This is a genomic window from Tistlia sp., assembly GCF_040905785.1.
Classification (GTDB): domain Bacteria; phylum Pseudomonadota; class Alphaproteobacteria; order Kiloniellales; family DSM-21159; genus Tistlia.
On record NZ_JBBDQW010000065.1, the window covers coordinates 39,856 to 46,082 of the forward strand.

The 6,227-nt window shown below is 68.6% G+C and carries 7 protein-coding genes; 4 read left to right on the forward strand and 3 right to left on the reverse strand.

Annotated features, from left to right (window positions below; all coding sequences use genetic code 11):
- Positions 1-2 precede the first annotated feature (2 nt).
- Both WD341_RS14580 and WD341_RS14585 read left to right on the forward strand, forming a co-directional pair.
- Positions 3-380: a helix-turn-helix domain-containing protein gene (locus WD341_RS14580; RefSeq protein WP_368426200.1), complete on the forward strand. Its 378-nt coding sequence runs from the start codon at positions 3-5 to the stop codon at positions 378-380.
- Between the two features lie 22 nt (positions 381-402).
- Positions 403-1,077 carry a hypothetical protein gene (locus WD341_RS14585; RefSeq protein WP_368426201.1) on the forward strand — a complete coding sequence of 225 codons (675 nt, stop codon included), beginning with the start codon at positions 403-405 and terminating at the stop codon, positions 1,075-1,077.
- Here WD341_RS14585 and WD341_RS14590 read toward each other — a convergent pair.
- A complete protein-coding gene (locus WD341_RS14590; RefSeq protein WP_368426202.1) occupies positions 1,049-1,777 on the reverse strand; it encodes a hypothetical protein in 729 nt (242 codons plus the stop codon). The genes WD341_RS14585 and WD341_RS14590 overlap by 29 nt on opposite strands.
- Before the next feature lie 160 nt (positions 1,778-1,937).
- Entirely contained in the window at positions 1,938-2,216 is a 279-nt protein-coding gene (locus tag WD341_RS14595; protein WP_368426203.1) for a hypothetical protein, read from the reverse strand.
- Positions 2,217-2,419: 203 nt separating this feature from the next.
- Between WD341_RS14595 and WD341_RS14600 the strand changes: the two genes are divergently transcribed.
- The gene (locus tag WD341_RS14600) at positions 2,420-2,884 is read left to right on the forward strand and encodes a helix-turn-helix domain-containing protein (protein ID WP_368426204.1); all 465 of its coding nucleotides are present in this window, start codon (positions 2,420-2,422) and stop codon (positions 2,882-2,884) included.
- Between the two features lie 207 nt (positions 2,885-3,091).
- On the opposite strand, the gene WD341_RS14605 is transcribed toward WD341_RS14600, so the two are convergent.
- Entirely contained in the window at positions 3,092-4,765 is a 1,674-nt protein-coding gene (locus WD341_RS14605) for a ShlB/FhaC/HecB family hemolysin secretion/activation protein (protein WP_368426205.1), read from the reverse strand.
- A gap of 282 nt (positions 4,766-5,047) precedes the next feature.
- Here WD341_RS14605 and WD341_RS14610 point away from each other — a divergent pair.
- Positions 5,048-6,227, forward strand: a 1,180-nt coding sequence (locus WD341_RS14610; RefSeq protein ID WP_368426206.1) for a FecR domain-containing protein, incomplete at its 3' end; no start/stop codon positions are given.

Genomic DNA, 6,227 nt, shown 5'->3' on the forward strand with positions numbered 1-6,227 from the left:
GAGTGCCCGAGAGCGACACGCTCGCGGAGCGGGTTCGCGGTCTACGGCAAACCCGCGGGCTGACCCAGGCCGCGCTCGGCAAGCTCGTCGGCATGTCGCAGCAGACGGTCCACACGATCGAGCAGGGCGACTCGCAGCGCCCGCGCCGCCTGCCGGAGCTCGCGCAGGCGCTGGGCACCTCCGTCGACTACCTCGCCTACGGCACCGGCCCGCGCGACGTCGCCAGCGAGCGGCAGGCGATTCACGACCGGCCGCCGGAGAGCTTCCAGATCCGCTCGGTCGGCGCCGGCCAGATGCTGCTACGTATTGAACAGGTCGTCACCATCGACCAATTCCGTCGGATAGCGATGATCCTCGCCGAACCGACGGAAGAGCGCTGACGTGCGGACTCTCCAGCTCGACTTGGACTCCTTCGACCCGACGCTCGAGCCCGAGTTGGGGCAGGAGCCTCTGCGCCTGATCGTCAAGGCGCCGAAGTGGCAGCTCGACGAGCTACACAGCAATCCGGATTCCGCGCGGCGGCGCCTTCAGGAGTTGGCCGACTACCGTAACCGCCCCTCGAACGTGCTGCCCCTCTCCGCCTATACGGCCGTCCCGGCTGAGCCGGATCGGCGGGAAGGCGGCCGCGCTCCCGACGTCGTCGCGGCCTGGGAGCGCATGGATCACAAGTTCAATGGCGACTTCGCCGCCGCGCTCGACACCATCGGCCTTCTCGACCGGGCGATCGTGCTGCGCCAGGGCGCCGATCAGGGGCTCTATTACGCCTTCATCGGCGACGGCCACTGCCGGCGCTTCGGACGGGCCTGGGTCCGCCGCTCGCTGGGCCAGCGCCACGACGCGCACGGCCAGCACGACGAGGCCTACAGTGCTTGGTGCGCCAGACACTACGCCGGCGCCATCGGCGGGGACGAACCGCGTCGACATTTCGTCGACGCGGTCATCGAGTCCCTGGAGCCAGGCGCTCCCGGCGTGCGCGTCAACTACGATCGGCTGCTCCTTCCTACTGCCCTGGCGGACGGCAAGCCCGCGCTCCTCGTGGTGAGCGAGGTCAGGCCGGGGCTTTTGCCGATTCGATGATGCGGGCCGCGTCGCGCACGGCCTCTTCCTCGTCCATCCAGACAAGGGCCAAGTCGATGTCGCCCTGGTCGGGGGAGCCACGCCACACCACCTTGTGCCCAACCTTCTGGTAGCCGTAGGCCTGCACGACACCCTTGTCGATCAGCACGGGATCGACCATCGAGATGGTCGTGCGCTGGCGCCAAAGCAGCCAGCCCAGCGCGCGCGAGAGGCGCGGCATGACCTTCGCGACGCCGCGGCCTCGCAGATCCGGATGGGCGAAGGTGCTTCCCGAGTAGACCAGCGAGCCGGTGATCTGCTCCGCCTCGGGAACCGTGCACACGCAGCTCTCGCCGGCGCCGGCCCGCTCGTGGGGGCTGTAGAAGAGGTCGAGGTTCTCGATGGTCTCGGTGAGCGAGCCGCTCAGGTGGTAGTGGCGAGCCGCCTGCACGGTGAGGCAGCGGCCGTCCTTGTCGCGTCCTTCGATCCAGAAGGCTTCGCCGCCAGCGAAGCGCGCCGGATTGAACATCGGCATCAGACCGAACCACCCGAGGTGGCGGTAGCTGGCGTTGACCTCGGGCAGGCCCGACAGCTCGCCGTGCAGGATCAGGGAAAGGCCGTTGCGGGCAGCCCACTCTTCGGAATAATCGACCAGCTCGCTGAAGACCCGGTGGCCGGTCGAAAGGTCGCGGGCAGCGGAAAACAGGTTCATCGCACTCATGACGTAGCCTCCAAGGGATAACTGGAGGAAGCATCATGACGCCCGGAGTGGTTGGACTCCTAGAGGGTTAACGCACCATTAACACTGGCAGACAGAATTTTTGGTTGAATTGCCGATTCGAAGCGTCCGATCCCGCCCACAGTCGGGGCGGGTACCGGCTTCAGGCGACCCGGAAGATTCGGCCGCGCGCCTCGCGGGTGGCCTCGACCGTGCAGATCTCGATCTGCAGGGGGGCGCAGAGCGTCCAGGAGACGACGGTATGGGCGTCCGCCGTGACGCGGACCGCGCCGCTCTCGTCGGTCGCCAAGTAGAGCAGGCCGTTCTCGACGACCTCCCCTGCCGGCTCCGCTGCGAGCAGCTGATTCGGGTCGCTGCCCGACGCTGCGGCGTCGGAAGCGGACGAAAAGGCACGGAGGGTGCGGCGACAGACGAAGAGCATCTGGGTCTCTACTCCCAAGGGTATGAGTGACCGTAGCGGCTTTGCCCGTCTCGCGCAACCATCTAGCGCATCGCGTGCGTCACCGGAGGCCGCATTTTGCCGCCGGCCGACCGGGAAAACGAAATTTCCGGTTGCGGAAACCGGAAAACTGGTTTTAAGTACGGGAAGTCGGTTGAACACATTGAGCGGGAGACGGGTAGGAGATGAGCACCTCGGTTGCCAAGATGGCCGTCAAGGAACGCCGCCACGGACGCGGCGGATCGCGCGAACTGCGCGACCTCGACAAGAACTTCAACGAGTCGGTCGGCGAGCGGCTGCGCGCGGCGCGCCTGTCCCTGGGTCTCAGCCAGACCGAGCTCGCCCAGCGCCTCGGCCTGTCCTACCAGCAGGTTCAGAAGTACGAGGTCGGGACCAACGGCCTCAGCCTGTCCCGCGCCCTGCAGATGGCCGGCGCCCTGGGCATCACCCTGGACCGCCTGATGCCGGACGCGCCGCAGCCGACGGCCAGCGGCGAAGGCCAGGATCCAATGGCCCTGGACCGCGGCACGCGCCGCATGGCGCGCCTCTACCATGGCCTGCCCTCCCGCAAGCGCGCCCTGGTCAAGCAGTTCGCCGAGCTGCTGTCCAACGCGACGCTGGACGAGAGCGACGACGCCGAAGCGGCCTGAGTCCGCAGCCCGATTTCCCGCGATTTACGGGGGGCGCTGCACGGGCTTTTTGGACAGTGACCGCTTCGCAGGCAGGGCGCCGCCGGGCACGGGCGGCGCCCTGTCGATTCCCGGCCGTTCTCCCGGGTCCGGCTTGCGGGTTCCAGGTGCCCCTCCCCGCACACCGGCTTCGCTGGCGTCGGCAGCCCCTCTGGGCGGCTGCGCCGGTCAGAACCGGCCGGTCAGCGAAAAGAAGTAGCGGGTCGCGTTGTTGCCGGTCTCGAAGGGGTCGCGGGTCAGGGGCTGCGCCACCTGCAGGTCGAGCGAAAGGTGCCCCAGCAGGCCGAGGCGCAGACCGACCCCGGTCGAGGAGAGAGACTGGCTGGCGAATTCGCCGCCGACGTTGTCGTTCCAGACCATGCCCCAGTCGTAGAAGCCGTAGAGCTGGAAGGAATCGAACCACCAGGGATCCTCCAGGAGCTGGCCGTAGCGCAGCTCCCCTGCGGCCGCGAAGCCGTGCTCCCCGGACACCTCGTAGTAGTTGTAGGCGCGGCCGTACTGCCCGCCCCCCAGCGCGAACTCCTCGCTCGACAGCAGCGGATCCTGGGCGATCTGGCCGGCGAAGGAGACCTGCGCGCCGATGTAGTCGCCGATCGCCTGGCTGCGGCTCACGTAGCCCTCCAGCTTGGTGAAGTCGCTTCGCCCGTCGCTGCGCGACAGCGTGGGCGCGCCGGCCTCGCTGGCGCCGAGGATGCCGAGGCCCTGGCTGAGCTCGAGCCCCGCGTAGTGAGTCGCGTCGAGGAAGCCGTCGGCGACATAGTCGGCCCGCAGCCGCAGCACCCGCAGACGATCCTCGATGGTGGTGACGCCGAGGCTGTCCTGGCGCGAATCCTGATAGTCGAGGCTGAGGCCCACCCGCAGCGTCTCGGCCCGGCTGCGCAGCACCGGATGCTCGAGTTCGATCGACAGGCCCGTGCTGTCGATCTCCTCGTCGCTGTCGAATTCGCCCCCGGGTCGCGCGTTGCTCGTCGAGGCGAGGAGGGACAGCCTGGTGCCCTGGCTGCCGATGGGCTGCCGGTAGAGCACCTCGTAGTAGCGCAGCTCGCGAGGCTGGTTCGGCACGACGAAGCTGCCGACCTGCAGTCGCTCGCCCGTCCCGACGGGGCTGTTGGCGCCGACCGCGGTCCAGAGCTCCAGGGGGCCGATCGATCGGGTGCCGCGGTTTCCGAAGTAGCTCAGCAGGTCGAAGCGGTCGAGTTCGACCGTGACGATCAGCTCGTAGTCGCCGGTCGCCTTCTCGAGCGGGCGCACCCGGCTGTCGGCGACCGACAGGCCGTCGAGATCCTGGATCAGCAGCAGCTGGCGCTCCAGCGTCGCCAAGGTCAGCGGGCGTTCCGCCGTGATGCGCGCGGCGTAGGGCGACAGGTCGAGGCGTTCGCTTCCCGCGCCCTCGAAGGCGACCCGGGCGATCGCGCCCTCGATCACGCGCAGGCGCAGGACGCCGGCGTCGAGCGCCTGGGGCAGGACCAGCACGCGAGTCAGCAGGTAGCCCTGCTCCCGGTAGAAGGCGGTGATGCGGTCGGCGAGGGACTGGAGGTCCGACAGCGCCAGGGGACGCGCCAAATCGTCGGCATAGAGCTCGTTCAGCCGCTCCGGGGCGAAGGCCGTCGCCCCCTGGATCGCGACGGCCGAAAGGACGATCGCTGCCGCCCCTTCGCCCGTTCCTTCGTCCGCCTCGTCGGGCGGCGTGGCGGCAGGCAGGCCGGTCGGCGGCACCTCCCCGCTCCCGCCCGGCACCCCTGCCGGCGCCTCCTCCCGGGGTTGACGCTTGCGGATCGTCGAAGTTTCGGACTGGTCGAGCTGCGCCCCAGCGCCTTGGGCGCCGAGCAGCAGGGCAGACACGATGATTCCGCATACGCGTGCGGCGCGCAATGTTTGCGCGAGTACCTCCATTGTTGCGTTGATCGAGGGACGCATCTAAGTCATTTACCCGCTGGAACAGTGGTTTCTCAGTGGAGGCGCCGAGGATTCTGCGCCCCTCCGAGGTATCTACAATTTAAGGATAATCAAACCGTTAACATTACATTGATCTTTTCTGATACCTAATAGTGGCCTAGACTACCGCCAGTTCGCAAGTCGGCGTTAAGTAAATGCCCCGGCAGACCAGCTAAGGAAGCCGAAGGAATGAAAATGCTTTTCACTCGCTCCATTAAGAACCTCGATGCCGCCCCCCTGAAGGCTCGGGTCTTCCTGTCATGGCTCGCCATCCTCTTCTGCCTGACGCTGGCCTTCGACAGCGGCGCGGCACGCGCCGAGGAAGGCTGGTCGATCGCCACGCAGGCCGGGGCCGTCGAGATCGTCAGGCCCGGCGCCCAGCCGGTCGCCCTGACCACCATCGACAGGGTCTCGGGCGGTGACAGCCTGATCACCGGGCCGAGCGGGCGCGTCGTCCTGGTGCGCGGCAGCCAGACGGTGATCGTGGCGCCGAACAGCCAAATGAGCCTGCCGAGCGATGGTGGCGACGGCCTGGGCATACGCATCCTGCAGCAGCTCGGGACGCTACTGTTCAAGGTCGAGAAGCGCGAGCTTCCCTACTTCGAGGTCGAGACCCCCTTCCTGGCGGCCGTGGTCAAGGGCACGACCTTCACGGTCCGCGTCGACGCGCTCGGCGCGAGCGTCCACGTCGTCGAGGGCGCGGTCCAGGTCGACGCCGTCGGCAGCAACCGCTCGACGCTGGTCCGTCCGGGCCAGACCGCGCGGGTCAGCGGCGACGGCGCCGGTACTCTGTCGGTCGACGACGGCACCGGCTCCGCACCGGCGAGCGAAACCGAACAGCAGGAAGCGGGCACCCCCGAGTCCGATCCCGAGGGGTCCGGCCCCGCACCCGCAGGAACCGCATCCTCGCCGGCTGCAGGTCCCGCGACGCCGGCCGGCGATCCCCTGGGAAGCACCCCGGCGATCGACACGCCGGTGGTCTCCCAGATCGAGATCTCCGTCGCGAGCAACGGCCTGGTGCGGCTGGAAACGTCGCCTGGCCTCGGCAACGCGGCCGCCAACGGCGGCAACGCGAACGCCTTCGGCGCGATCGGCCGCGGCGCCGGCGCCGGCCAGTCCGGCGAGGCTCCCGGCCAGTCCGGCACTGCGGGCCGTTCCGGCGGTGCGGGCGCGCCGAGCTTCGCGTCTCCGGCACAGAAAAGCGCCGCCGCCGCGGGCCTGGCTCCGGCCTCGTTCAAGGGGAACAACGGCAACGCCGGGAACAACGGCAACGCCGGGAACAACGGCAACGCCGGGAACAACGGCAACGCCGGCAACAACGGCAACGCCGGCAACAACGGCAACGCCGGCAACAACGGCAACGCCGGCA